Source organism: Pseudomonas sp. TWR3-1-1 (genome assembly GCF_049896545.1).
In the GTDB taxonomy this organism is placed as follows: Bacteria; Pseudomonadota; Gammaproteobacteria; order Pseudomonadales; family Pseudomonadaceae; genus Aquipseudomonas; species Aquipseudomonas weihenstephanensis.
In genome coordinates, this window is the sequence record NZ_JAFCUO010000002.1 from 651,055 (window position 1) to 675,988 (window position 24,934).

Consider the following 24,934-nt stretch of genomic DNA (forward strand, 5'->3'; position numbering starts at 1 on the left):
GCGCCCATGGGCATCATCGGAACCATTTTTATCGGCTTGATCGTTGGCCTGCTGGCCCGTTTCCTGAAACCGGGCGATGACAGCATGGGCTGGATCATGACCATCCTGCTGGGTATCGGCGGTTCGCTGGCAGCCACGTATGGCGGTCAGGCGCTGGGTATCTACAAGGCGGGCGAAGGTGCCGGTTTCATCGGTGCAGTCGTTGGCGCTGTGATCTTGCTGGTGATTTACGGCATGGTCTCGAAAAAGAACTGATTGAGTGTCGGGTTCTCTCTGCGCCAGCCGCAGAGAGGGCTAGAATGCGCGGCGTCCCCAGTCCTTCTTAATTGAGCCTGCCATGCGCCGTCTTGTACTGACCTTTCTTTTGCTGGGCGCAAGCCTGGCCCACGCGGCTGATCTGCCGGAAACCGACTGGCTCGACCTGATGCCGAAGTCGGATCAACTGGCCCTCGAACAAATGCCTGAAATCGACCATGACTCGCCTGAAGCCCAGGGGACGTTTACCGATAAAGGCGGCCTGAAACAAAGCAAGGGCCTGCCGGCCGTGATGTATTCGAGCAAAACCGTGGCCAGCATGAATGGCAAACGCATCCGTTTGGGCGGTTACCCGGTGCCCCTGGAAGCCGATGCCAAAGGGCGCAGCACGCTGTTTTTTTTGGTGCCCTACCCAGGCGCATGCATCCACGTCCCGCCACCGCCGCCCAATCAACTGGTGCTGGTGCGCTACCCCAAAGGCTTGAAGCTGGACGATATCTACACGCCGCTGTGGGTCACGGGCACGCTGAAGGTTGAACAGGTCAGCAATGATCTGGCCGATGCCGCCTATGCGCTGGAGGCGGGCAACGTGAGGGTGGTGAAGGAAGAAGATTTGTAAGGCTGCGGTCTGTAAAGCTTAAAAGCTCGCAGCCCTGCGCGATCTGGATCACGCCGTGAGTGGTCGCGTACCGATGCTCACACCCAGCGTATGGCTGGCGCCGGGTTGCAGGGTAATCACGTCATCCATCACGTTGGCGGTTTCGATGCAGAGCATGCGTTGCCAGCCATCGGCGGCCATGTCGCTGAAGCTGGCTGTTTTGCCGATCCACGGGTTCCAGATCACGGCACTGCGCGAGCCTCGGCTGTTGAGTTCAATGCTGCGCGACCAGTCGGGGTCAACAATGCTCAGCGTGTCCGGCGTGTTGAGGTAGATGCGGTCGGTTTCGCCGCTGAAGGTCAAGTCGCCCGCCTGTTTGACGTGTTTCCATTCATCGAGGGTTTCGATGTAGGTCAGGCCGTCGACGCCTTTGACCTGAACCTTACGCACGTCGCTGACCGCAAAATAGCTGTGCAGCGCCTGGCTGATACTCACGGCGGTGTCGCTGCGGTTATGGCTGGTGAGGCTCAGGTGCAGTTGCGTGTCCAGACGAATGCTCAGGGTCAATGCCACGTCATGGGGCCAGCCGGGCAGGCCACCTTCGATCTGTGGCACGCCGAGTTCGATATGCAACGCTTCGCCTGCGTCGTCGTAATCGAGCAGTTCCCATTCGCGCGTACGCACCAGTCCGTGGGCGGTGGCGGGCTGCTCGCTGGCGCGCATGTCTTGCACGCTTTGCGGGTTGAGTGCCAGGTTGCCAAACCATGGCCAGCAAATGGGTACGCCGGTACGAATGCCTTTACCGTGTTCGTACTTGGCTTTTTCGTTAAGCCAAATGATCGGCTTATCTTCGCCCACCTGATAGCTCAGCACCTGCGCGCCTTGTTTGGCGACCAGCAGTTGAGCGTTGCCGTGGATAAAGTGCCAACAGTCCAGCTCGCCCAATTTGAACGATGCGCTTGGGAGTAACTTATGGCTGGGCATGGCAGGTTCTCTTTAAATGGCAGGGGCAGCAGTAGACAGGCAAAACCGCGCGAGGTTTAACGACGCGGTGGCACCGAGCGCGTGCGACCGCTGCCATCGATGGCCACGAACACAAAGACGGCTTCGGTGACTTTGCGCCATTCGCTGGACAGCGGGTCGTCGCTCCACACTTCAACCATCATCTGGATCGAGCTGCGGCCGATTTCCAGCGCTTGGGTGTAGAACGATAACTGAGCACCGACTGCCACAGGAACCAGAAACGCCATACGGTCAATAGCGACGGTGGCTACACGCCCGCCGGCAACTTTGCTGGCCATCGCGGTGCCCGCGAGGTCCATCTGGGACACCAGCCAGCCGCCAAAAATATCGCCGAAACCATTGGTTTCGCGTGGCAGGGCAGTGATTTGCAAGGCCAGGTCGCCTTGCGGGATTGGATCTTCTTGTTCGAGCTCTAGCATGCCGAAGGGCCTCTGACCCGTGATTCATCATGTGTATTGCGGGTGAAAAAGCGTCTTTAGAAAAACGATTCAGCCCGAACATACTACGTTCGTCACGTTCTTCCCAAGCCGCGCCAAGGGGAAACTTTGTGAGATCGGCTGAAGGACACCTTAAGGTGTTTCGCACAGCCACTCAGAAGCCGTAGGTAGTTTCTTACGGTTGGCGAGTATATCGGGCGACAACGCCGTCGACGACCGTCTGATTCTGCTTTTTAAACGGGCGACACGTCTACCTCTGTGCTTTTGCAGGCAATTTGTTATCTTTCGAGACCGCCCGGCCATTGCCCGCGGTGTTGACGCTTTTGCCTAGCCTAATAAGAGATGCCCAAACCCCATGATCACTGAGCCTTCCAGCGCCGCGCCGCCTTCGCGCCCCTTGACCCGTAATGACTACAAGACGTTGTCGCTGTCTGCCTTGGGCGGCGCGCTTGAGTTTTACGACTTCATCATTTTTGTGTTCTTCGCCACGGTAGTGGGCAAGCTGTTCTTCCCCGCTGACATGCCCGAATGGCTGCGCCTGATGCAAACCTTCGGTATTTTTGCGGCCGGTTACCTGGCACGGCCATTGGGCGGCATCGTCATGGCGCATTTCGGCGACCTGCTGGGGCGCAAAAAGATGTTCACCTTGAGCATCTTCATGATGGCTGTCCCGACCCTGATCATGGGGTTGCTGCCGACCTACGCGCAGATCGGCATGTGGGCGCCGATCCTGTTGCTGCTGATGCGGGTGATTCAGGGCGCGGCAATCGGCGGAGAAGTGCCGGGGGCGTGGGTGTTTGTGGCCGAGCACGTGCCGCCGCGGCATGTGGGCTACGCCTGCGGCACGCTGACGTGCGGGCTGACGGCGGGTATTTTGCTGGGCTCGCTGGTGGCCACGGCAATCAACACGCTTTACACCCCGGTCGAAGTGTCTGACTACGCGTGGCGAATTCCTTTCTTGCTGGGCGGTGTATTTGGCCTGTTTTCGGTGTACTTGCGTCGCTGGCTGCATGAGACGCCGGTATTTGCCGAGCTGCAACTGCGCAAGGCGTTGGCCGAAGAGGTGCCGCTTAAAACCGTACTGCGTGACCATCGGGGTGCGATTGCCGTTTCGATGCTGCTGACCTGGTTGTTGTCGGCCGGGATCATTGTGGTGATTTTGATGACCCCCACGGTGCTGCAAACCATTTACGGTTTTTCAGCCACGGTCTCACTGAAAGCCAACAGCTTGGCCATCGTCTTTTTAAGCGTGGGCTGTATCGCTTCGGGTGCGTTGGCTGACCGCTTTGGCGCGGGCAAGGTGTTCGTATTCGGCTGTGGCGCGTTGCTGATTACCTCGTGGACCTTCTATCACAGCCTGTTGCAGCACCCGGATTGGCTGTTTCCGTTGTACGCACTGAGCGGTTTGTTTGTAGGCACTATCGGCGCGGTGCCGTATGTGATGGTGAAAGCCTTCCCGCCGGTGGTGCGTTTCAGTGGTTTGTCGTTTTCTTACAACTTGGCTTACGCCATTTTCGGCGGCTTGACCCCGATGGCGGTGACGTTGCTGCTGAAAGAAAGCCCAATGGGCCCTGCCTATTACGTCGCCATCATTTGCACGATGGGTTTGCTGGTGGGGGCTTATTTGTGGAAGCAGGGCCGCTGATACACGGGTTATAGCGGTTTAGACGCCAACCCTCGCTCCTTTAGAAGGCCAGCCATTCGTTGCGAATGCTGGCCTTTCATCTAATTGTCACAATCGGTTCATAGAGTAGTCACATGGCCTACAGATACTGGCCCCCGATTCATCTAACCCCGTTTGCTAGGAGTAAGGCATGAAACTGAAGCGTGTGATGGCGGCCCTGACTTTTGTCGCCGCAGGCGTTGCAACTGCCAATGCGGTTGCCGCTGGTGTTGACCCGGCTATTCAGCCCTACGTAAAAACCACCGGTGTGTCGGGGAACCTGTCCAGCGTTGGTTCCGATACCCTGGCGAACTTGATGACCCTGTGGGCTGAGGCTTACAAAAAAGAATACCCGAACGTCAATATTCAGATTCAGGCTGCCGGTTCTTCGACCGCGCCCCCTGCGATTACTGAAGGCACCGCTAACCTGGGCCCGATGAGCCGCAAGATGAAAGACAACGAACTGGCGGCTTTTGAGCAAAAGTTCGGCTACAAGCCAACCGCCATCCCGGTGGCGGTGGATGCCCTGGCCGTGTTCGTGCACAAAGACAACCCGATCAAGCACCTGACGATGGAGCAAGTGGACGCGATCTTCTCCTCGACCCGTCTGTGCGGCGCCAAACAAGACGTCAAAACCTGGGGTGACCTGGGTGTGACCGGCGATCTGGCCAACAAGCCGGTACAGCTGTTTGGTCGTAACTCGGTGTCGGGCACGTATGGCTACTTCAAAGAAGAAGCCCTGTGCAAAGGCGACTACAAGCCAAACGTTAACGAACAGCCCGGTTCTGCCTCGGTGGTTCAATCGATCAGCAGCTCGCTCAACGGCGTGGGTTACTCGGGCATTGGTTATAAAACGGCCAGTGTGAAAACCGTGCCATTGGCCAAAAAAGGCAGCTCTGAGTTCATCGAAGACACCGAAGAAAACGCATTGAACGGCAAATACCCGCTGTCGCGTTTCCTCTACGTGTACGTGAACAAGGCGCCGAACAAGCCGTTGAACCCGCTGGAAGCCGAGTTCATCAAGCTGGTGCTGTCCAAGCAAGGTCAAGAAGTGGTCGTCAAAGATGGCTACATCCCGCTGCCGGCCAAAGTCGCTGCCAAAGCCTTGGCTGACTTGGGTTTGAAAGAAGGTAACTAAACCTGTAGCAGTTGCCGAAGGCTACGTGCGAAATGACGACGGCTACGCCGTCGGACGCCGCCTGCGGCAGCTGCTACGCGTTGTGAGCTGTATTCACCTCAATTTTCCACTCCGCTGCCAGCTCCACTGGGCAGCGGCTTTTTTGCGTCACTGCTTTGTCATCTTTTTGTCATACAGGACCGCTAGGGTGTGCGCATGAATGATCTGGCCAATTCCCCAATGACTACGACATCCGCTCCCAAGCGCATTGATTTCAATACGCCTGAACTGCAACGCAAGCGGCGCATTCGCGCGCTTAAAGATCACCTCACCCGCTGGTATGTGTTTATCGGCGGGCTTGCCGTGCTCGGCGCAATCACCCTGATTTTCTTCTTCCTTGGTTATGTGGTGTTCCCGCTGTTCCAGGGCGCGGACCTGAACGCCAAGCAGGCGATCACGCCGGTCTGGATGCAGGACGCCGGTAAACCGCTGATGATTTCCGTCGAGGAGCAAAATCAGGTCGGGATGCGCGTGTCCGACCAAGGCATGGTGCTGTTCTTCAATGCGAAGAATGGCGAAGAACTGTCGCGCGTGAACCTGCCACTGCCGCCCGGCACGCAAGTGACCTCGCTGGGTGAAGACCAGCCGGGTAACCCGGTGGTGGCATTGGGCTTGTCCAATGGCCAGGCGCTGGTGTTCCGTCACACGTATAAAGTTAGCTACCCGGATGGCAAAAAAACCATCACCCCGGCGGTTGAATACCCGTATGGCCAAGCGCCCATCGCCCTCGACCCACAAGGGCGTGCGCTGGATCATGTGAACCTCAATGTGAATGACTCGACGTTGGTGTTGGCCGGCTCTGCGGGTTCGCAATTAAACGTGCTGTCGTTGGCCAGCGAAGAAAACATGATGACGGGCGAGGTCACGAACTCCGAGACCCGCATCGACTTGCCGCAAATGACCGAGCAGGTTAAAGCGCTGTACATCGACCCGCGTCAGCAGTGGTTGTATGTGATCAATGGTCGCGCCCAGGCCGATGTGTTCAGCCTGCGTGACAAGAGCCTGAATGGCCGTTACAAGCTGGCGGACGACGCCACCACACAAATCACTGCCAGTACGCAATTGGTGGGCGGTATTTCGCTGATCTTTGGTGACTCGACCGGCAGCCTGAGCCAGTGGTTCATGGCCCGCGACCCGGATGGCGAATCGCGCTTCAAGCACATCCGCAGCTTCAAAATGGGCGACTCGCCGATTGTTGAAATCACCGCTGAGCAGCGTCGCAAAGGCTTCCTGGCCCTGGACGCAGCCGGTGAAATCGGCGTGTTCCACAGCACCGCGCACCGCACCCTGCTGGTGGAAAAAGTCGCAGAAGGCCCCGGCGTCATGGCGTTGTCGCCGCGTGCCAACCGCATCATCGTGGAAGAGGGCGGCAAGCTGCTGCCTCTGACCTTGAAGAACCCGCACCCGGAAGTGTCCTGGAGCGCGCTGTGGAGCAAGGTCTGGTACGAGAACTACGACGAACCGAAATACGTCTGGCAATCGACCGCCGCCAACACCGATTTCGAACCCAAGATGAGCCTTGCGCCATTGACCTTCGGTACGTTGAAGGCGGCGTTCTATGCCATGTTGCTGGCGGCACCGCTGGCGGTAGCGGCAGCGATCTACACCGCCTACTTCATGGCGCCGAGCCTGCGCCGCAAGGTCAAGCCGGTGATCGAATTGATGGAAGCGATGCCGACGGTGATTTTGGGCTTCTTTGCCGGCTTGTTTCTGGCGCCGTATGTCGAAGGCCATTTGCCCGGTATTTTCAGCCTGCTGATGCTGTTGCCAATCGGTATTTTGCTGGCCGGTTTCACCTGGAGCCGCCTCCCTGAGTCGATCCGCCTGCGCGTGCCGGAGGGTTGGGAGAGCATGATCCTGATCCCGGTGATTCTGTTCATTGGCTGGTTGTCGCTGTACATGAGCCCGTTCATGGAAGCGTGGTTCTTTGGTGGCGACATGCGCCTGTGGATCTCCCACGATCTGGGCATTACTTACGATCAGCGCAACGCTCTGGTGGTGGGTTTGGCGATGGGCTTTGCGGTCATCCCCAACATCTACTCGATTGCTGAAGATGCCGTGTTCAGCGTGCCGCGCGGTCTGACCCTGGGTTCGCTGGCGCTGGGTGCCACACCGTGGCAGACCATGACCCGTGTGGTGATCCTGACCGCCAGCCCAGGGATTTTTTCGGCACTGATGATCGGCATGGGCCGTGCAGTGGGCGAAACCATGATAGTGCTGATGGCCACGGGTAACACGCCGGTCATGGAAATGAACCTGTTCGAAGGCTTGCGTACTTTGGCGGCGAACGTGGCGGTGGAGATGCCAGAGTCGGAAGTGGGCGGTAGCCATTACCGCGTGCTGTTCCTCTCGGCGCTGGTGCTGTTGTTGTTCACCTTCATCATGAACACTCTCGCCGAGCTGATTCGTCAGCGTCTGCGCAAGAAATATTCGTCGCTTTAAGGAAGGTAGAAGTCTGTGAAACAGAATTCCCTCAAAGGTTGGGTCAAGAGCGGCGCTCCGGGTGTCTGGATCAGCGGTGGCGCGGTGTCGCTCGCGGTCATCATGACCATTGGTTTGCTGGCAGTGATTGCGGTGCGCGGGTTGGGCCATTTTTGGCCCGCGGATCTGGTGCTGGCGCAATACAACGTGCCCGGCTCTGCTAATCACGTCGTACTGGGCGAAGTGGTGCAAAAGGAAGAAGTGCCGCGCGAACGCCTCAAAAGCGCCGGTTTGCCAGTGCCCGACCAAGGCCCGGAGTTCATGACCCGCGAGCTGATCAAGGTCGGCAACCGCGACTTGAACGGCAACGACTTCACCTGGGTCGTCGGCGAGTGGCTGACTGACCAGAAGACGCCCCCCGAGTTGATGGCCATTGAGCGTCGCGAGTGGGGCAACTTTTACGGTTACCTGGTCAATGTGAAAGAAAACGGCAAGGTAGTCGCTGAAGGCGCGGCGGCCTGGCCTGAGGTGCAAGCCCGGGTCAAGCGCGTCAACGAGCTGGCCAAGCAACTCAGCCAACTGGAAAAGAAAGACATTGGCGCGATCAACTACGGGTTGGAGCGCATTCGTCTGCACAGCCGCAAGCTGGAACTCGAAGGCAAGCTGACGCCGCAAGCCCAGGCGGACATGGAAACCGAACGTGCCGAGCTGAATGCACGTTACAAAGCCATCGAAGACCGTTTGGGCGAGCTGCATGCACAGTTCAATCGCGACAGCCTGACGGCCCGCGATGCCAACGGCAAAGAGTTGGAAATCAACATCGGCAAAGTGGTCAAGGCTTACCAGCCCAACGCCATGAACAGCTGGCAGAAGCTGGCGATGTACTTCAGCAACATTTGGGAGTTCCTCAGCGAAGACCCGCGTGAAGCCAACACCGAAGGCGGGATCTTCCCGGCGATTTTCGGCACCGTGATGATGACCTTGATCATGGCCGTGATCGTGACGCCGTTTGGCGTGCTGGCAGCGGTGTACCTGCGTGAGTACGCCAAACAGAACACCCTGACCCGGATCATCCGTATCGCGGTGAACAATTTGGCGGGTGTACCGGCGATTGTGTACGGCGTATTTGGCCTGGGCTTCTTTGTGTATGTACTGGGTGGCTCGGTTGACCGCCTGTTTTTCGCCGAAGCCTTACCCGCGCCGACCTTTGGTACGCCGGGCCTGATGTGGGCGTCGCTGACGCTGGCGCTGCTGGCGGTGCCGGTGGTGATCGTGGCCACTGAAGAGGGGCTGGCGCGTATTCCGCGCACCGTGCGTGAAGGCTCGCTGGCATTGGGCGCGACCAAATCCGAAACCTTGTGGAAGATCGTGCTGCCGATGGCCAGCCCGGCCATGATGACCGGTATGATTCTCGCCGTGGCGCGCGCGGCGGGTGAAGTGGCACCGCTGATGCTGGTGGGTGTGGTCAAGCTGGCGCCGTCGCTGCCGCTGGACGGCAACTACCCGTACCTGCACCTTGACCAGAAGATCATGCACTTGGGCTTCCATATTTATGACGTCGGCTTCCAAAGCCCGAACGTTGAAGCCGCACGACCGCTGGTGTACGCCACGGCGCTGCTGCTGGTGCTGGTGATTGCGACCCTGAACCTGTCGGCAGTGTGGATTCGTAACCACCTGCGCGAGAAGTACAAGGCGCTGGAAAGCTGATAACGCAACACCTGTAGGCGCGAGCGTGCTCGTTGAAGGCATCGGCAGGGTCTCAAGGTGGGACCGAGGTGTCTGGAGTGTGAGCCAGTTCGTTGCTACAGCAGATGAAAAGCCCGGTCAGAACGACCGACACGAATGTTTAGCGTATGGAGCAACCCATGCAGCATGAATCCTCCGCCCACGGCATCAACATGTCCGCCCTGGGTCGCACCAAACAAAGCTTGAACCTGGCCAACGAAGAAGTGGCCATTGAAGTCCCGGGCCTGAACCTTTACTACGGTGAAAAGCAGGCGCTGTTTGACGTGAGCCTGAACATTCCAAAGCAGCGTGTGACCGCCTTTATCGGTCCCTCGGGTTGCGGCAAGTCCACGTTGCTGCGCACCTTCAACCGCATGAACGATCTGGTGGACGGTTGCCGCGTTGAAGGCGAGATCAACCTGTACGGCAACAACATTTACCGCAAGGGCGAGGACGTGGCTGAGCTGCGTCGCCGGGTGGGCATGGTGTTCCAGAAGCCCAACCCGTTCCCCAAGACCATCTACGAGAACGTGGTCTACGGCTTGCGGATTCAGGGCATCAATAAAAAGCGCATCCTCGACGAAGCCGTTGAGTGGGCGCTTAAAGGTGCGGCGTTGTGGGATGAGGTCAAAGACCGCCTGCACGACTCGGCGCTGGGTTTGTCCGGCGGTCAGCAACAGCGTTTGGTGATCGCCCGTACCATCGCGGTTGAACCCGAAGTGTTGTTGCTCGATGAGCCGTGCTCGGCACTCGACCCGATCTCGACGCTGAAGGTCGAAGAGCTGATTTACGAGCTTAAGTCCAAGTTCACCATCGTCATCGTGACCCACAACATGCAGCAGGCTGCGCGGGTGTCGGATTACACCGCCTTTATGTACATGGGCAAAATGGTTGAATACGGCGACACCGACACCTTGTTCACCAACCCGGCCAAAAAGCAGACCGAAGACTACATCACCGGGCGCTATGGCTAGTGGGGGCGGGCTTTACAGTTCGCGGTAACGACACATTTGGCTAGCAGCGTATAGCTTGCGGCTCACAGCTTTTGCGGAGCAGAACCATGATTTCAAAGGATGGCCTCACCCATCACATTTCCGCGCAGTTCAACGCGGAACTCGAAGAAGTGCGCAGCCACTTGCTGGCCATGGGCGGGCTGGTCGAGAAGCAGGTTAACGACGCGGTCACGGCGTTGATCGAGGCCGATTCCGGGCTGGCTCAGCAAGTGCGTGAGATCGACGAACAGATCAATCAGATGGAACGCAACATCGACGAAGAATGCTTGCGCATTCTGGCCCGTCGTCAGCCTGCGGCCTCTGACCTGCGGTTGATCATCAGCATTTCCAAGTCGGTGATCGACCTTGAGCGCATCGGTGACGAAGCGACCAAAATTGCCCGCCGTGCGATTCAGCTCTGTGAAGAGGGCGAAGCGCCGCGTGGTTATGTTGAAGTGCGACACATCGGCGATCAGGTGCGCAACATGGTGCGCGATGCATTGGATGCATTTGCCCGCTTCGATGCCGACCTGGCGCTGTCGGTGGCGCAGTACGACAAAATCATCGACCGTGAATACAAAACGGCGTTGCGCGAGTTGGCCACCTACATGATGGAAGACCCGCGCTCGATCTCGCGGGTGCTGAGCATCATTTGGGTGCTGCGTTCGCTGGAACGCATTGGCGATCACGCGCGCAATATTTCGGAGTTGGTCATCTATCTGGTACGTGGCACAGACGTGCGCCACATGGGCCTTAAGCGCATGCGTGAAGAAGTTGAAGGCACAGGCGGTGATAACGCTAATGTTCCGCAACCACCTGACGATAAATAAGACTGCCCGAGATGAAAACGCCTGGCTCTAGCCAGGCGTTTTGCTTTTCGGCGTTCATATTCAGGCGCTCTGCGAACGTAAAGTGATTCGGGGTGCCCCCAAGATTTGGCACATGGCCATCATTCGGCGCATGCTTGTCAAGATTTCAGAGGAGCAATCGATGAGCAAGGTCAGTGTGTTGGTGGTGGATGACGCGTCGTTTATTCGCGATCTGGTTAAAAAATGCCTGCGTAATGCATTTCCGGGCATCAAGATCGAAGACGCGGTCAACGGCCGCAAAGCACAGGCCATGCTGACCCGTGATGCGTTCGATCTGGTGCTGTGTGATTGGGAAATGCCAGAGATGTCCGGCCTTGAGCTGCTGACCTGGTGCCGCGAGCAAGACCCTCTCAAAACCCTGCCCTTCATCATGGTCACCAGCCGTGGCGACAAAGAGAACGTGGTGCAGGCGATTCAGGCCGGTGTTTCGGATTTTGTCAGCAAGCCGTTTACCAATGAGCAGTTACTGACCAAGGTGAAAAAAGCCTTCACCAAAGCGGGCCTGATGGACGCGGTGATGGCGTGCGCACCGACGCGCATGAATTCGGCCTTCGGCAATGACTCGTTGAGCGCGTTGACCGGTGGCAAGACCCAACTGGCCACCCCGGCCCTAGCAGCGGCTGCGCGCCCGCAGACCGTTGCGGCCCCGGCGGCCAAAGCCGCCAGCCAAACCCCGACCGGACGTGGTCAGGGGCAATTGCGCCTGTCGAGCGGTACTCAAGCGTGTGTGATCAAGGCGCTGAGCTTGAAGGAAGCGCTGCTGGTGGTGCGTAGGGGTGAAGTGCTGCCACAGGTACTGGAAAGTGCAGTGCTCGACCTTGAGCAGGGCGACAACGCCGAAGTAGCGCGTTTGAATGGTTACCTGCACGCCGTCGTGGCTTACGAGCCCAAGCCCGACAGTGACTGGTTGCAACTGACCTTTCGCTTCGTGGACCAGGATGCGGCGAAGATGGGTTACCTCTCGCGGTTAATAGCCCACGGCACGGCACAAAAACACTTCGTACCGGGGGCGTAAGACGCACCGGTGTAAGCCGTAGCCGCTGTCGAGGTACGAGGCTGCGATCGCAGCCTCGCGCTGCTCGTCAACGACTACAGGGCTTATGGCAGTTGCAGGCCGCCGGAGGCTTTGTGGATCGCTCGCAGATGTTCGCCGATGTGTTTGACGTTGGCCTCGGTCGCGGCAATTTCAGCCGCGCGCGCCGGCTCCAGCAGGCTGCGTACTTCTTTGTCCAAATCACCGGTCAGGCGCAGTAACTGCTGCTGGCGCTGGCTGCTTTCTGATTCGAGCATTTCCCACTCTTTTGCTTGTGGCAAACCATAGCCGCTGCTGCCAAGCAGTTCTGCCGGACGACTGAGAAAGCCGCTGCTGGCGAGGATCTCTTGCAGTGTCTGATTGGCCTTGTCCATACCGGCGCCTTCAATGCCGCGTACCTTCAAGTACTTCTGTTTAACCTCGTCTTGCGCCAACAGCAGTTGGCGGCGAAAGGCTGCTTGCTCCAACAGTAACAACGCTGCGCTGGCGCGCAGGTCGGCTTGCCCGATCCACGGGCGACGCTCATCCGGGCTGAGCGCGAGCCAGTCTTCGACGCTGGTTTGCTTGATCGGCAGACGGGTCTTGAGTACATCGAACATCGCCTGATAACGGTCGCGGTACGAGTCAAAGCGATAACCCAAACGCAGTGCTTCTTTTTTGTCGTTCAGCACGCTGGTATCAGCCAGGCCACGGGCCTTGAGCACCTCCAGCAAGCCGTTGGGCATGATGCTGTCCAGGCCTTTGAGCTGCGAATTGTCGCTGCCGCTGCGCAGCAGTTTCAGGGTTTCGACCGCGCAGTTGTTGGAGATGAAGTAGTAGTTGCCATCGTAGCTCCAGTGCATTTCGGCGGCGTGTTCTACCACGTCTTCGATTTCGGCGCGGTTGAGTGTGAGCGGCACGGACGCCAGGCTGCGCAGTTCGGTTTTGGTGTATTCGTCGATCACCTGGGCCAGCGGCAATACAAACAGGCGTGAGGGGTAAGCCCCGGTCAGGCCATCCCAACTCGACAGCTGTACGTCGTTGACGAATGCGCGGTAGGACAACACCAGATGTTCTTGCAGGTCGAGCCGGCAATCCGGGCCCCGAGGACGCCCCGGCGCGCAGATCACCAGCCGCAGCATGCTGTGGCCCCAGCGGCTGGCCCATTCCTGGTTGGCCTCGGCAAGCAAGTAGTCCACGGCATACACCCGTTCAGGGTCGACGGTGCCGAGCGGCTGTTTGGCAAAGTCGTTACCGGCATTGAGAAAGGCGAAGCCTTTGGGGCATTCATCCTTGGCCGCGGGCGCCCAGCCGAAGCGCTCTTTGTAGTAGCGATACAGCGCCGGACGGCGGCAGGCGTAGGCCGGGTCGAGGAGGAAGTACTCCATGTTGACCGCGACAAATTCTCGCGGGTTGCTGACCTCGTAGAGGTCGGGGCTGCGCACCACCTGATGGTTGTCTTGCTCCCGTTCGCCGCGGCGGCCGACGTATTGCTGCCACCCTGCCAGGTCAAGCAGCCGCGGATCGTCGCTGAGGGTGAAGCGGCGTTCGGCCTGGCCTCGGCAGTCGTCCGGCAGGCCGATCAGCCCGGCACTGTTGTGCTGGCGCGTGCAACGCTGGATTTGAGTGCGCTCGGCAGCAGGCCACAGACGTGCGCGGTCGTAGATGTGTGTCAGCTCGTGCAGCACGGTGGCGAGTAATTCGCGGCGTACCGTGCCGTGGGGGCGATTGGTTTGCTCGGTGGCGGCCGAACCGTCGGTCAGGCTCGCCAGTAGCTTGCGATTGAGGTCCAGCTCGGACACCAGTGAGGCTTGGCCGTAGGCGTTGCTCGGCATGCCTTCGGTCCAGCCCACCAGAATCTGGCGGTCCAATTGCTCGATCAAGCGCGGTGGCAGCTTGTGCATGGCCTCGTCGAGCAAGGCTTGGGTCGCCTGTTGCTCAGCCGGGCTCAGACCGTCGGTCTTGAGTTGCAGATGCAGCGCGGCCTGGGCGCTGCTGCCGATCAGCAGCAGGCCACAGGCGGCGAGCCAGCGCGCTATCGGCCTCACAGTGCGAGGATGGCTTCGGCGAGTACTTGATCGCTGGCGTTGCGTGCTTCAGGTACGCGATCGCGCAGGGTGTCGAAGGCCGCTTCCAGTTGTACGCCGCGAATGTCGCCTTGGCTGGCAACGAAGGTAGCGGCGTCATCGTGGGCCTCGCGCACTACTTTTGAGTCGCGGATCGAGGTGGTGGTGTCAGAAGTGAAGTCGATGGTGCGTCCGAATGCGCGAACGATGATGTTACTGGTTTGCACCAGGGTTTGTGCCTGCGCCACATCGGCGAGCAACAACAGGCCAAGGGTGGCGACAATCAACGGGCTACGCATGACATTTCTCCAGAAAACGCGGGTGTTTATTGGACGAGAATCGCTTGTGCCAGTTCAAAGTCGCTGGCACTCAATTTTGGTTGGCTGTGGCGCACGTAGCGCAACGCAGACTCCAACTGCGAACCCCGCAGTTGACCGCCACTGGCGATAAAAGCGGCAGCGTCATCCTGAGCGGCGAGGATCAGTTTGTTGTCCAAAGGTGCCGACGTCACTTTGCTGGTGACATAACCGGTGAGCACTGTGGTTTGTGTGCTGGTGTCGAAGGCGGATGCAGATTGAACCCAGCAAAGGGCAAGTAAAGCGATAGAGAGAAAGCGCATGGGTCTCGACGTTGGTTGAGCGAGGGCCAAGGCTAGCGTAATGGGCGGGGCAGGGCCAGAGCGGGGGGCGTGTTCTTCATGTAGGGGCGGGCTTTATCTCAAGCAAGCGCGCTCCTACAGGAAGACGATCTGTCAGAGGGTCAGGATGGCCTGAGCCAATTGGGTGTCGGAGGCTTGCAGCTGTGGTGCTTGCTGGCGGATGAAGTCCAGTGCGCTTTCGAGCTTAACGCCACGGATAGTGCCTTCACTGGCGACAAAGCTGGCGGCGTCGTCACGGGCTGCACGCACTATCTTGTTGTCGCGGATGGAGTTGGTGGCATCTGAGGTCAGGTCGGTGGTGGCCTTGAGCGTGCCTACGATGGCATCGGTGGTCACGATGAAGCTGGAAGCATTGGCGCTGGCGGCAACAACCAGCAAAGCCGCTGCGCTCAGTAGGCGAAGTGTGGACATGGTGATACTCCTTGGCAGGTGCTTATACGTTAGACGTTATGGGCGAATAGTAGGCCGAGTGCTGCGCGGGGCAAAGAATGTTTTACCTGTAGCGGGTGTTTTAGCGCTCTGGCTCAAGGATTTCTATAACTGTACTTGTTTGTGTGTGATGAATTTAAAACTGTACCTATTCGCTTGTGGCTTACGTAAACAGGGCTGCTGAAACGACAAAACCCGTCAGCGGTTGCCCGCGACGGGTTTTGTTTTTTCAATTCTGGGTGCTGGCGGTGGACCGGTGGTCAGGGCCAGCGAGCGCTTGTTAGCGCCAGAACGGCTTGCTCAGCTCTTCGTAACGCTGTGCTTCGCTAATCCCGGCATCCGCCAGAAGACGTGAATCCAGGCGAGCCAGTTGATGGCGGCTGGAGATACGGCGCTGCCACAACATCAGGTTGGCAAGTACGCGCAAAGGCATGGAAGCCTGGGTGTTTACAGTGTTGCTTTCATTGAACAGATCGGAACTGAGGGTACGTTCCATGATGGCATCCTTCCGCTTGTGGCGGCATTGGCGAGTGGTTTAACTGGTGCCCATGATCCTCCTCCGTGTCGAGAGTCTCTAGATACAGTTCACTTGTATTGTGATGAGCCAGTTAACTGTTTATGGGCGCTGTACGGCCATAAAAGGGCGCAACTGTACCTGTCGGCACTAAGTTGGTGCATTTTTGATCAGTTTAGTCAGAAATTGCCGTGGTAAGAGTAGGAAATGACCAGTACAGCAGTACAGTTTTTGAAACTCCAGGCACAAAAAAGCCGCCGAGAAAACAGTGTTTTCTGCGGCGGCTGTCTAGCTCGCGTGTTACGGCAGCATTTTCCCGGTTTCTTCCAGGTTGATGTGCCAGCTCAACGCTTCGCGCAGGATGTGCGGGGTGTGGCCACCGATTGCACAGGCTTTGCTGAAGTAGTCATTGAGTGCTTCACGGAAATCCGGGTGTACACAGTTGTCGATGATCACACGAGCGCGTTCGCGAGGTGCCAGGCCGCGCAGGTCGGCCAGGCCCTGTTCGGTCACCAGGATGTCCACATCGTGCTCGGTGTGGTCGACGTGACTGACCATTGGCACGACGCTGGAGATTGCGCCAGCCTTGGCAATGGACTTGGTCACAAAGATCGCCAGGTGAGCGTTACGGGCGAAATCGCCTGAACCGCCGATGCCGTTCATCATGCGTGTGCCGCAGACGTGGGTGGAGTTCACGTTGCCGTAGATGTCCAATTCCAGGGCCGTGTTGATGCCGATGATGCCCAGGCGCCGTACCACTTCAGGGTGGTTGGAGATTTCTTGCGGGCGCAGGACCAGTTTGTCCTTGTAGCGCTCCAGGTTGCCGAATACGTCCGAGTTGCGACGTTCAGACAAGGTGATCGAACTGCCCGAGGCGAAGCTCATCTTGCCAGCGTCGATCAGGTCGAACGTCGAGTCCTGCAACACTTCGGAGTACATGGTCAGGTCTTCGAACGGCGAGTCGATCAAGCCGCACATGACGGCGTTGGCGATGTTGCCGATACCCGCTTGCAGCGGGCCGAGTTTGTTGGTCATGCGGCCAGCTTCAACTTCAGCCTTGAGGAAGTTGATCAGGTGGAACGCGATGCCGTCGGTTTCGCTGTCTGGCTCGGACACCGTGGACGGTGAGTCGGGCTTGTTGGTAATAACGATGGCGACGATTTTTTCTGGCGGAATCGGGATGGCAGTGCTGCCGATACGGTCGTCGACTTTGACCAGCGGGATGGGCGTGCGCGTCGGACGGTAGGTCGGAATGTAGATGTCGTGCAGGCCTTCCAGATTCGGGTTATGCGCCAGGTTGATCTCGACAATCACTTGTTTGGCGAAAATCGCGAAGCTGGCGGAGTTGCCTACAGAAGTCGTTGGAACTATATGACCTTGCTCGGTAATAGCGACGGCTTCAATTACTGCGATATCCGGCAGCTTCAGTTGATTGTTACGCAGCTGTTCAACCGTTTCGGACAAATGCTGGTCAATGAACATCACTTCGCCAGCATTGATAGCTTTGCGCAAGGTGCTGTCTACCTGGAACGGCATGCGACGAGCCAGGACACCGGCCTCGGTCAGTTGTTTGTCCAGATCGTTGCCCAGGCTGGCGCCGGTCATCAGGGTGATTTTCAGGGGCGATGTTTTAGCGCGCTCGGCCAATGCTTTTGGGACGGCCTTGGCTTCGCCGGCACGGGTAAAACCGCTCATGCCGACGGTCATGCCGTCTTGGATAAGGGCGGCGGCTTCTTCGGCGCTCATGACCTTATCGTGCAGGGAATTTAGGCGAATACGTTCACGGTACATGGATTGTTATCTCGGGCAACGGAAGCAAGATGCGCAGTCTATTCATTTTCAAAGGCTGGCGTCCCGCTACCATGGTCGAATGCCTGACGGCGATTTAGACCCTTTGGTCGGGATCTTTGGGGAATAAAAAACCCCGGTCAATTCAGCGCCGGGGTTCTCAGTCGTGCAGTGGCGGGGATGTTACTCGACCGCTTTGACCATATCTTCAATAACTTTCTTGGCGTCACCGAAGACCATCATGGTTTTATCCAAGTAAAACAGTTCGTTATCCAGACCTGCGTAGCCACTGGCCATTGAGCGTTTGTTAACGATGACGGTCTTGGCTTTGTAAGCCTCAAGGATCGGCATGCCCGCAATCGGGGATTTGGGATCGTTCTTGGCGGCCGGGTTGACCACGTCGTTGGCGCCCAACACCAGCACTACGTCGGCCTGACCAAACTCGGAGTTGATGTCTTCCATTTCGAACACTTGGTCATAAGGCACTTCGGCCTCGGCCAGCAGCACGTTCATATGGCCTGGCATCCGGCCCGCTACCGGGTGGATGGCGTATTTGACGGTCACGCCGCGATGGGTCAGTTTCTCGGTCAGCTCTTTAAGTGCGTGCTGTGCCCGCGCTACGGCCAGGCCATAACCCGGCACGATGATGACGGTGTCGGCGTTGGTCAGCAAGAAAGTGGCGTCGTCTGCCGAGCCGGATTTAACCGGACGGGCTTCTTGCGCACCCGCAGGGCCGGCAACATCGGTTGCGCCGCCAAAACCACCGAGAATCACGTTGAAGAACGAACGGTTCATCGCCTTGCACATGATGTACGACAGGATTGCGCCCGAGGAGCCCACCAGCGAACCGGCAATAATCAGCATTGAGTTGTTCAGCGAGAAGCCGATACCTGCTGCCGCCCAGCCTGAGTAGCTGTTGAGCATCGACACCACGACCGGCATGTCTGCGCCGCCAATGGGGATGATGATCAGCACGCCCAGTACGAACGCCAGAGCCAGCATCAATGCGAAGGCATTAAGGTTGCCGGTCAGCATGAAGGTGATGCCCAGCGCCAAGGTGGCCAGGCCCAGTGCCAGGTTCAGCTTGTGTTGGCCGCCGAACTGTACCGGTGCACCCTGGAACAGGCGGAACTTGTATTTACCCGACAGTTTGCCGAAAGCGATCACCGAACCCGAGAAGGTAATCGCGCCAATGGCAGCACCCAGAAACAGTTCCAGACGGTTGCCCGCAGGAATGGCGTCGCCCAGGTGCTTGACGATGCCCAGCGATTGCGGCTCGACGACGGCGGCAATGGCAATGAACACCGCCGCCAGGCCGATCATGCTGTGCATGAAGGCAACCAGCTCGGGCATTTTGGTCATTTCAACGCGCTTGGCCATGATCGAGCCAGCGGTTCCGCCGACCAACAGGCCGACAATCACGTAGCCGATACCCGCTGTCGCTATTTCAGCGCCCAGTTTGTAGATAAGCCCTACGGTGGTAATCACCGCCAAAGCCATGCCGAGCATGCCGAACAGGTTGCCGCGACGTGAGGTGGTCGGGTGCGACAGGCCTTTAAGCGCTTGAATGAAGCAAATCGATGCAACCAGATACAGCACAGTGACCAGATTCATGCTCATGGTTTACGCACCTCTTCTTTAGCTTTAGGTGCTTTCTTCTTGAACATTTCCAGCATGCGCCGGGTGACCAAAAATCCACCGAATACGTTTACGGCTGCCAGCGCGACGGCCAGGGTGCCCATGGTTTTACCCAGCGGGGTGACTGTCAGCGCGGCGGCGAGCATCGCGCCGACGATCACAATCGCCGAAATGGCATTGGTGACGGCCATCAGTGGGGTGTGCAGGGCAGGGGTTACGTTCCAGACCACGTGGTAGCCAACGTAAATGGCCAGCACGAAAATGATCAGGTTGTAGATGCCGGGCGAGATCAGCTCTTCCATTGTTTTTATCCTCAGCCGTTTTTGCGCACGACTTGCCCGTCGCGGCACATCAGGCACGCAGCGACGATGTCGTCTTCTAGGTTGATCTGAAACTGCCCTTCAGGGGTGAAGACCAGCTTGAGGAAGTCCAGCAAATTGCGGGCATACAGCGCGGAGGCGTCTGCGGCAACCATTGCAGCCAGATTGGTGTGGCCCACGAGGGTGACACCGTGCTCAATCACGACTTGATCCGCCACGGTCAGCGGGCAATTGCCGCCTTGCGCCGCGGCGAGGTCGATGACCACTGAGCCGGGTTTCATTTGCGCCACGGTTTCTGCGCTGAGCAGTACCGGGGCCTTACGGCCGGGGATCAGCGCAGTGGTGATGACGATGTCAGCCAGTTTGGCGCGTTCGTGAACGGCCAAAGCCTGGCGCTGCATCCAGCTCGCAGGCATGGGCCGTGCGTAGCCGCCCACACCGACGGCGCACTCGCGCTCTTCGTCCGTTTCATACGGCACGTCGACGAACTTGGCTCCCAGCGATTCAATCTGCTCTTTAACCGCAGGCCGTACATCCGACGCTTCAATCACGGCGCCTAAGCGTTTGGCGGTGGCGATGGCCTGCAAGCCTGCAACTCCGGCGCCAAGGATCAGCACGCGGGCTGCCTTAACGGTGCCAGCTGCGGTCATCAACATGGGCATGAAACGCGGGTAGTAGTGAGCGGCCAGCAACACGGCTTTGTAACCCGCAATGTTGGCTTGGGATGACAGCACATCAAGACTTTGCGCACGAGAGGTGCGTGGGGCCGCTTCGAGAGAGAAGGCTGTGATGCCGTGCCCCGCCAGTTTGGCAATGGTTTCATTGCTGAACGGGTTGAGCATGCCAATCAGCACGGCACCGCTGTTAATCAGGGCCAGTTCGCTGTCATTGGGGGCAACCACTTTGAGAATCAGCTCGGCACCCAAGGCGTCTTGGGCGCTGCCAATGGTTGCGCCGACGGCTTCATAAGCGCTGTCGATAACACTGGCATTAATGCCCGCGCCGCTTTCAACAGTCACCTTATGGCCTTGGCCGATCAGCTTCTTGATGGTTTCCGGGGTTGCAGCAACCCGCGTTTCACCCGTGTGGGTTTCGAGAGGAACACCAATGTGCACGTCATATCTCCTGCGTGATCTTTTATAAGAAAGCCAGCGCACTGCGGTGGGTGCGTCTGGGGCGGCCGATCAGCACGACCCCACCAGAATCAGGGTGGGGCGCCGCATAATGCAGGCGATTTTTTAGCCCTTCAAGAACTTATGGAGGGTGACGGATTTTTTACTACAAGTCATGCCGTGACCGAATGTCGCAATGATACGCCAGGCGCCAGTAACGACGGGGCTTCTAGGGATTAAAGGTGCTTTTCGAGTTTTTTTCACATTTCTTTTAGTTATCCGGGCATAACTTTCGGAAATACCCTGTAGGCCGCGTGGTTACTGGCCTACAGGTTTGTCCAGATAGACATAAGTTTAGGGTCTTATAAAGCGACATTTACGTACATATGTAGGGTTATTTGATGCTGCACTACATAACCCTTACGGACGTTGCTCTTGGCTACAGCAAGCTGTAGCGCCGGGCTTGCTGGATGAGCCAGTCGCGAAACGCCTGGAGAGAGGCAGATTCGATTTTGCGCTCTGGAATCATCAGGTGATAAGCCTTGGTGCTGGGTAGCGTGGCGGAGTGGGCAATCACCAGGCGCTGCTCGGTCAGCTCGCGTTGAATCAAAAAAGGCGGGATAAGGGCGACGCCCATGTCGTGCATGGCCGCTTGGGCCAGCATCGAAAACAGTTCATAGCGTGGACCGGTCATGTCGCGTGGCACGCTCATCTCTTGTGCGTTGAACCATTGCCGCCACGCGTAGGGGCGGGTGGTCTGTTGCAGTAAGGGGAGTTCGGCGAGTGCTGATGCGCTGAGGGTTTTGTGGGTGTTGAGCAGGTTGGGGCTGCAAACAGGGACCGGGTTTTCCCCCATCAGGCGGTAGGACGTGGTGCCTGACCAGTCGGCATCGCCGAAATAGATGGCGGCGTCAAAGTCGGTGTCGGCAAAGAGGAAGGGGCGGGTACGGTTTGTAAGGTTGACCGTGACGTCAGGGTGCTGCTGTTGGAAGTCTTTGAGTCGGGGGAGCAACCATTGCGTGCCGAAGGTGGGCACAACGGCCAGTTCAATAACGTTAGCGCCTTGTTGCCCCATGATCGAAAGGGTATCGCGTTCTACGGCGTCCAGTTGGGTTGCAATGCGCCTGCTGTAGGAAAGACCGGCTTCGGTGAGTTTGACCCCGCGCTTGGAGCGCCTGAAAAGTTCGACGCTGAGAAATGCTTCAAGGCTGGCGATCTGGCGGCAGATGGCGCCCTGAGTGAGAGAGAGTTCATGCGCAGCCTTGGTGAAGCTTTCGTGGCGCGCGGCGGCCTCAAAACTGATGAGCGCGGTCGTGCTGGGAATCTTGCGGCGCATGTACGGCTTCCTCACTAAAGGCAGTCAAATATGGCGTTTTCGATGTTCACGGAGTGAGAAATTAGCACAAGAGGGTGCGCAATCCTCGTTTGTCCTTCTATATAGAAGGGACCTAGGATTGGCCCACGACATTTGATCTATTTCGCGAGGGTTCACTCATGGCGGGTAAAGCAAGCTTCAACTGGATCGATCCACTGCTGCTGGATCAACAGCTCACTGAAGAAGAGCGCATGGTGCGTGACAGCGCTGAACAGTTTGCCCAGGACAAGTTGGCGCCGCGTGTGCTTGAGGCTTTCCGGCATGAGAAGACAGACCCTGCCATCTTTCGGGAGATGGGCGAAACCGGGTTGCTGGGGGCGATGATTCCTGAGCAGTACGGCGGCAGCGGTCTCAATTATGTGAGCTATGGCCTGATCGCGCGTGAGGTAGAACGTGTGGACTCCGGCTACCGCTCAATGATGAGTGTGCAGTCTTCGCTGGTGATGGTGCCGATCAATGAGTTTGGCACTGAGGCTCAGAAGCAGAAGTACCTGCCCAAACTCGCGTCGGGCGAGTGGATCGGCTGTTTTGGTCTGACAGAACCTGATCATGGTTCTGATCCGGGTGCGATGATTACTCGCGCGCGTAAAGTAGAGGGCGGCTACAGCCTGACGGGCGCCAAGATGTGGATCACCAACAGCCCTATCGCGGATGTGTTTGTGGTCTGGGGTAAGGATGATGCAGGCGACATTCGTGGCTTTGTTCTGGAGAAAGGCTGGAAAGGTCTGAGTGCGCCTGCGATCCACGGCAAGGTGGGTTTGCGCGCATCGATCACCGGCGAGATCGTCATGGATAACGTGTTTGTGCCTGAAGAAAACATTTTCCCGGATGTGCGTGGCTTGAAAGGGCCGTTTACCTGCTTGAATTCGGCGCGCTACGGCATTTCGTGGGGCGCACTGGGGGCGGCTGAGTCGTGCTGGCATACCGCACGCCAATACACGCTGGATCGCAAGCAGTTTGGTCGTCCTTTGGCGGCGACCCAATTGATTCAGAAAAAACTGGCTGACATGCAGACTGAAATTACCCTGGCCCTGCAAGGTTGCCTACGTTTGGGTCGGATGAAGGACGAGGGGACGGCAGCGGTAGAGATTACGTCGATCATGAAGCGTAACTCGTGCGGCAAATCACTTGATATCGCCCGCATGGCGCGTGACATGTTGGGTGGTAACGGCATTTCTGATGAGTTCGGCGTGGCACGTCACTTGGTCAACCTTGAAGTGGTGAATACCTATGAGGGTACGCACGATGTGCATGCTCTGATTCTTGGGCGTGCGCAGACGGGTCTTCAGGCGTTCTATTAATAGGAGTTCGGCTCATGGGTGCTTTATCGCATTTGCGGGTGTTGGACTTGTCGCGCGTGTTGGCTGGTCCGTGGGCCGGGCAGATCCTGGCAGACCTTGGGGCGGAAGTGATCAAGGTCGAGCGTCCGGGCAATGGTGATGACACGCGAGCCTGGGGGCCGCCCTTCCTTAAAGATGCTTATGGTGAGAGCACCGGGGAGGCGGCCTATTATTTGTCGGCTAATCGCAACAAGCAGTCGGTGACCATTGACTTCACTCAACCTGAAGGTCAGCGGCTGGTGCGGGAGTTAGCGGCGAAGTCCGATATTTTGATCGAAAACTTCAAGGTAGGTGGGTTGCAGGCCTATGGCTTGGACTATGCGTCGCTCAAGGAGGTCAATCCGGATTTGATTTACTGCTCGATCACCGGTTTCGGTCAGACGGGGCCGTATGCCAAGCGCGCAGGCTATGACTTCATGATTCAGGGGTTGGGTGGTCTGATGAGTTTGACGGGGCGCCCTGACGGTGAGGAGGGGGCGGGTCCGGTCAAAGTGGGTGTGGCGTTGACGGATATATTGACGGGGCTGTATTCGACTGTCGCCATTCTGGCGGCGCTGGCCCATCGTCAGCATGATGGCGGTGGTCAGCATATCGATATGGCGCTGCTGGATGTTCAGGTGGCGTGCCTGGCGAATCAGGCAATGAATTATCTGACGACAGGTGTTCCTCCTAAGCGGCTAGGTAATGCGCACCCAAATATTGTGCCGTATCAGGATTTTCCTACTGCCGATGGTGACTTCATTCTTACCGTGGGGAATGACAATCAGTTTCGAAAATTTGCTGAATTGGCAGGTCGCGGGGAGTGGGCGCAGGACTCCCGGTTTTCGACTAATAAGGCGCGTGTGGCGAATAGAGCGGTGTTGGTGCCGTTGATACGTCAGGTGACTGTCTTCAAAACGACGGCTGAGTGGGTATCTCAGCTGGAGGCGGTGGGTGTGCCTTGCGGGCCGATCAATGACTTGGCGCAGGTGTTTCAGGACCCTCAGGTGCAGGCGCGCGGGTTGGCAATAGAGTTGCCTCATGTGTTGGCTGGGCGTGTGCCGCAGGTTGCCAGTCCAATTCGCTTATCGCAGACGCCTGTCGAGTATCGCAACGCTCCACCTTTGCTGGGAGAGCATACCGATGAGGTATTGCAGCGTGTGCTGGGATTGACTGCGGGGGCGTTGGAAGGGCTACGTAAATCAGGCGCGGTTTGAGGTGGCTGTCTGTGAGGAGGGGGCATTAGCTCCCTCTTCTATATAGAGGTTTTATTGGGCTGTTAAAGGTAATTGATAGAGTCGCTCAATTAGGGGTTGACTCAGATTTAAAACGCCCTATAATTCGCCCCACTTCCGGCGTAGTCGAAACGGAAAACTCCTTGAGTATCAATGAGTTGAACGGTTTTCGGCGGTGCTAGCTTCAAGTCATCGAAGCAGGAAATGAGGTGTTGACAGCAGCGTGTAACGCTGTAGAATTCGCCTCCCGCTAACGAGAGATCGAAAGCGCAAGTGGTTGAAGTTACAAGGGAAACTTTGAAATCTTC

General features: G+C 57.8%; 23 protein-coding genes. 11 read left to right on the forward strand and 12 right to left on the reverse strand.

The window, feature by feature from the left end:
- Positions 1–6: 6 nt before the first annotated feature.
- A complete protein-coding gene (locus tag ACP7A4_RS08535) occupies positions 7–255 on the forward strand; it encodes a GlsB/YeaQ/YmgE family stress response membrane protein (protein ID WP_048363725.1) in 249 nt (82 codons plus the stop codon).
- Between the two features lie 82 nt (positions 256–337).
- A complete protein-coding gene (locus ACP7A4_RS08540; RefSeq protein ID WP_059766158.1) occupies positions 338–874 on the forward strand; it encodes a DUF3299 domain-containing protein in 537 nt (178 codons plus the stop codon).
- 48 nt (positions 875–922) lie between these two features.
- Here the strand turns inward: ACP7A4_RS08540 and ACP7A4_RS08545 are convergent, their stop codons facing one another.
- Both ACP7A4_RS08545 and ACP7A4_RS08550 read right to left on the reverse strand, forming a co-directional pair.
- Positions 923–1,837 carry a D-hexose-6-phosphate mutarotase gene (locus ACP7A4_RS08545; RefSeq protein WP_203302138.1) on the reverse strand — a complete coding sequence of 305 codons (915 nt, stop codon included), beginning with the start codon at positions 1,835–1,837 and terminating at the stop codon, positions 923–925.
- Positions 1,838–1,893: 56 nt separating this feature from the next.
- Positions 1,894–2,295, reverse strand: coding sequence for an acyl-CoA thioesterase (locus ACP7A4_RS08550; protein ID WP_003438129.1), 402 nt, complete (start codon positions 2,293–2,295; stop codon positions 1,894–1,896).
- A gap of 373 nt (positions 2,296–2,668) precedes the next feature.
- Between ACP7A4_RS08550 and ACP7A4_RS08555 the strand changes: the two genes are divergently transcribed.
- The 7 genes from ACP7A4_RS08555 to ACP7A4_RS08585 all read left to right on the forward strand — a co-directional run bounded on the left by ACP7A4_RS08555 (position 2,669) and on the right by ACP7A4_RS08585 (position 12,175).
- Complete coding sequence (locus ACP7A4_RS08555; protein ID WP_203302139.1) at positions 2,669–3,958, forward strand: MFS transporter; 1,290 nt, start codon at positions 2,669–2,671, stop codon at positions 3,956–3,958.
- 169 nt (positions 3,959–4,127) lie between these two features.
- On the forward strand, positions 4,128–5,114 hold the full coding sequence (locus ACP7A4_RS08560; protein WP_048363721.1) for a phosphate ABC transporter substrate-binding protein PstS: 987 nt from the start codon (positions 4,128–4,130) through the stop codon (positions 5,112–5,114).
- Between the two features lie 195 nt (positions 5,115–5,309).
- On the forward strand, positions 5,310–7,595 hold the full coding sequence (locus tag ACP7A4_RS08565) for an ABC transporter permease subunit (RefSeq protein WP_426246375.1): 2,286 nt from the start codon (positions 5,310–5,312) through the stop codon (positions 7,593–7,595).
- Between the two features lie 15 nt (positions 7,596–7,610).
- Complete coding sequence (pstA, locus tag ACP7A4_RS08570) at positions 7,611–9,281, forward strand: phosphate ABC transporter permease PstA (protein WP_059766168.1); 1,671 nt, start codon at positions 7,611–7,613, stop codon at positions 9,279–9,281.
- A gap of 158 nt (positions 9,282–9,439) precedes the next feature.
- A complete protein-coding gene (pstB, locus tag ACP7A4_RS08575) occupies positions 9,440–10,273 on the forward strand; it encodes a phosphate ABC transporter ATP-binding protein PstB (RefSeq protein ID WP_059766169.1) in 834 nt (277 codons plus the stop codon).
- Positions 10,274–10,359: 86 nt separating this feature from the next.
- Complete coding sequence (gene phoU / locus ACP7A4_RS08580) at positions 10,360–11,121, forward strand: phosphate signaling complex protein PhoU (protein WP_048363717.1); 762 nt, start codon at positions 10,360–10,362, stop codon at positions 11,119–11,121.
- 160 nt (positions 11,122–11,281) lie between these two features.
- Positions 11,282–12,175 carry a response regulator gene (locus tag ACP7A4_RS08585; protein WP_426246378.1) on the forward strand — a complete coding sequence of 298 codons (894 nt, stop codon included), beginning with the start codon at positions 11,282–11,284 and terminating at the stop codon, positions 12,173–12,175.
- A gap of 83 nt (positions 12,176–12,258) precedes the next feature.
- On the opposite strand, the gene ACP7A4_RS08590 is transcribed toward ACP7A4_RS08585, so the two are convergent.
- The 10 genes from ACP7A4_RS08590 to ACP7A4_RS08635 form a co-directional block, all read right to left on the reverse strand.
- On the reverse strand, positions 12,259–14,220 hold the full coding sequence (locus ACP7A4_RS08590) for a DUF4105 domain-containing protein (protein WP_426246380.1): 1,962 nt from the start codon (positions 14,218–14,220) through the stop codon (positions 12,259–12,261).
- Positions 14,217–14,537 (reverse strand): DUF2388 domain-containing protein, encoded by a 321-nt coding sequence (locus tag ACP7A4_RS08595; RefSeq protein WP_426246382.1) that lies wholly within the window; start codon positions 14,535–14,537, stop codon positions 14,217–14,219. The genes ACP7A4_RS08590 and ACP7A4_RS08595 overlap by 4 nt, the downstream gene beginning before the upstream one ends.
- A gap of 26 nt (positions 14,538–14,563) precedes the next feature.
- A complete protein-coding gene (locus ACP7A4_RS08600) occupies positions 14,564–14,857 on the reverse strand; it encodes a DUF2388 domain-containing protein (protein ID WP_203302142.1) in 294 nt (97 codons plus the stop codon).
- Between the two features lie 132 nt (positions 14,858–14,989).
- Positions 14,990–15,307 (reverse strand): DUF2388 domain-containing protein, encoded by a 318-nt coding sequence (locus tag ACP7A4_RS08605; RefSeq protein WP_059766176.1) that lies wholly within the window; start codon positions 15,305–15,307, stop codon positions 14,990–14,992.
- Between the two features lie 298 nt (positions 15,308–15,605).
- Entirely contained in the window at positions 15,606–15,821 is a 216-nt protein-coding gene (locus tag ACP7A4_RS08610; RefSeq protein WP_048363712.1) for a DUF1127 domain-containing protein, read from the reverse strand.
- 318 nt (positions 15,822–16,139) lie between these two features.
- Complete coding sequence (locus ACP7A4_RS08615; RefSeq protein ID WP_426246385.1) at positions 16,140–17,630, reverse strand: acetyl-CoA hydrolase/transferase family protein; 1,491 nt, start codon at positions 17,628–17,630, stop codon at positions 16,140–16,142.
- Positions 17,631–17,810: 180 nt separating this feature from the next.
- Positions 17,811–19,247: an NAD(P)(+) transhydrogenase (Re/Si-specific) subunit beta gene (locus tag ACP7A4_RS08620; protein ID WP_059766177.1), complete on the reverse strand. Its 1,437-nt coding sequence runs from the start codon at positions 19,245–19,247 to the stop codon at positions 17,811–17,813.
- Complete coding sequence (locus tag ACP7A4_RS08625) at positions 19,244–19,567, reverse strand: NAD(P) transhydrogenase subunit alpha (protein ID WP_003438157.1); 324 nt, start codon at positions 19,565–19,567, stop codon at positions 19,244–19,246. Before ACP7A4_RS08625 ends, ACP7A4_RS08620 begins: the two co-directional genes overlap by 4 nt.
- A gap of 11 nt (positions 19,568–19,578) precedes the next feature.
- Entirely contained in the window at positions 19,579–20,700 is a 1,122-nt protein-coding gene (locus ACP7A4_RS08630) for a Re/Si-specific NAD(P)(+) transhydrogenase subunit alpha (RefSeq protein ID WP_059766179.1), read from the reverse strand.
- 436 nt (positions 20,701–21,136) lie between these two features.
- Entirely contained in the window at positions 21,137–22,033 is an 897-nt protein-coding gene (locus ACP7A4_RS08635) for a LysR family transcriptional regulator (protein WP_059766182.1), read from the reverse strand.
- A gap of 158 nt (positions 22,034–22,191) precedes the next feature.
- Here ACP7A4_RS08635 and ACP7A4_RS08640 point away from each other — a divergent pair, with 158 nt between their 5' ends.
- Both ACP7A4_RS08640 and ACP7A4_RS08645 read left to right on the forward strand, forming a co-directional pair.
- Positions 22,192–23,373: an acyl-CoA dehydrogenase gene (locus ACP7A4_RS08640; RefSeq protein ID WP_048363706.1), complete on the forward strand. Its 1,182-nt coding sequence runs from the start codon at positions 22,192–22,194 to the stop codon at positions 23,371–23,373.
- A gap of 14 nt (positions 23,374–23,387) precedes the next feature.
- A complete protein-coding gene (locus tag ACP7A4_RS08645) occupies positions 23,388–24,608 on the forward strand; it encodes a CaiB/BaiF CoA transferase family protein (RefSeq protein WP_426246389.1) in 1,221 nt (406 codons plus the stop codon).
- Positions 24,609–24,934 lie beyond the last annotated feature (326 nt).

Coding starts and splice junctions, on each gene's coding strand:
- ACP7A4_RS08640 (WP_048363706.1), top strand. CDS start 22,192: ATGGCGGGTAAAGCAAGCTTCAACTGGATCGATCCACTGCTGCTGGAT.
- ACP7A4_RS08595 (WP_426246382.1), bottom strand. CDS start 14,537: ATGCGTAGCCCGTTGATTGTCGCCACCCTTGGCCTGTTGTTGCTCGCC.
- ACP7A4_RS08635 (WP_059766182.1), bottom strand. CDS start 22,033: ATGCGCCGCAAGATTCCCAGCACGACCGCGCTCATCAGTTTTGAGGCC.
- ACP7A4_RS08560 (WP_048363721.1), top strand. CDS start 4,128: ATGAAACTGAAGCGTGTGATGGCGGCCCTGACTTTTGTCGCCGCAGGC.
- ACP7A4_RS08565 (WP_426246375.1), top strand. CDS start 5,310: ATGAATGATCTGGCCAATTCCCCAATGACTACGACATCCGCTCCCAAG.
- ACP7A4_RS08645 (WP_426246389.1), top strand. CDS start 23,388: ATGGGTGCTTTATCGCATTTGCGGGTGTTGGACTTGTCGCGCGTGTTG.
- ACP7A4_RS08540 (WP_059766158.1), top strand. CDS start 338: ATGCGCCGTCTTGTACTGACCTTTCTTTTGCTGGGCGCAAGCCTGGCC.
- pstB (WP_059766169.1), top strand. CDS start 9,440: ATGCAGCATGAATCCTCCGCCCACGGCATCAACATGTCCGCCCTGGGT.
- ACP7A4_RS08585 (WP_426246378.1), top strand. CDS start 11,282: ATGAGCAAGGTCAGTGTGTTGGTGGTGGATGACGCGTCGTTTATTCGC.
- ACP7A4_RS08555 (WP_203302139.1), top strand. CDS start 2,669: ATGATCACTGAGCCTTCCAGCGCCGCGCCGCCTTCGCGCCCCTTGACC.
- ACP7A4_RS08535 (WP_048363725.1), top strand. CDS start 7: ATGGGCATCATCGGAACCATTTTTATCGGCTTGATCGTTGGCCTGCTG.
- ACP7A4_RS08605 (WP_059766176.1), bottom strand. CDS start 15,307: ATGTCCACACTTCGCCTACTGAGCGCAGCGGCTTTGCTGGTTGTTGCC.
- ACP7A4_RS08600 (WP_203302142.1), bottom strand. CDS start 14,857: ATGCGCTTTCTCTCTATCGCTTTACTTGCCCTTTGCTGGGTTCAATCT.
- ACP7A4_RS08615 (WP_426246385.1), bottom strand. CDS start 17,630: ATGTACCGTGAACGTATTCGCCTAAATTCCCTGCACGATAAGGTCATG.
- ACP7A4_RS08620 (WP_059766177.1), bottom strand. CDS start 19,247: ATGAGCATGAATCTGGTCACTGTGCTGTATCTGGTTGCATCGATTTGC.
- phoU (WP_048363717.1), top strand. CDS start 10,360: ATGATTTCAAAGGATGGCCTCACCCATCACATTTCCGCGCAGTTCAAC.
- ACP7A4_RS08550 (WP_003438129.1), bottom strand. CDS start 2,295: ATGCTAGAGCTCGAACAAGAAGATCCAATCCCGCAAGGCGACCTGGCC.
- ACP7A4_RS08610 (WP_048363712.1), bottom strand. CDS start 15,821: ATGGAACGTACCCTCAGTTCCGATCTGTTCAATGAAAGCAACACTGTA.
- ACP7A4_RS08625 (WP_003438157.1), bottom strand. CDS start 19,567: ATGGAAGAGCTGATCTCGCCCGGCATCTACAACCTGATCATTTTCGTG.
- ACP7A4_RS08545 (WP_203302138.1), bottom strand. CDS start 1,837: ATGCCCAGCCATAAGTTACTCCCAAGCGCATCGTTCAAATTGGGCGAG.